Here is a 288-nt window from a genome sequence, read left to right as displayed (position 1 = left end):
GAAGAATCTTTGATAAGAAAAACAGTGAAAGAAGAGTCTTTGAGGAGAAAACAGTGAAAGAATATTATCTGGGAATAGATATCGGTACATATGAGTCGAGAGGAATGTTGATCGATGAAAATATGATCCCTGTTGCAGATTGTTCGGTAACTCATGGAATGGATCATCCGCAGGAAGGTTGGTTTGAACATGATGCGGACAAAGTCTGGTGGGGAGATTTCTGTAAATTATGCAGGCTTCTTCTTGAAAAGAGTAACATTCATTCTGACGAGATCAGATGTGTCGGGA

1 protein-coding gene is annotated in these 288 nt (G+C 39.6%); it reads left to right on the top strand.

Annotated features, from left to right (window positions below; all coding sequences use genetic code 11):
* Window positions 1-53: 53 nt before the first annotated feature.
* Window positions 54-288 (top strand): FGGY family carbohydrate kinase (locus P0G09_RS20530; protein WP_275253606.1); only part of this gene is annotated, 235 nt, incomplete at its 3' end.

It is taken from the genome of Faecalibacterium sp. DFI.5.82 (assembly GCF_029076575.1).
GTDB lineage: Bacteria > Bacillota > Clostridia > Oscillospirales > Ruminococcaceae > Faecalibacterium > Faecalibacterium duncaniae.
This window is presented reverse-complemented; position numbering and strand designations above follow the sequence as displayed.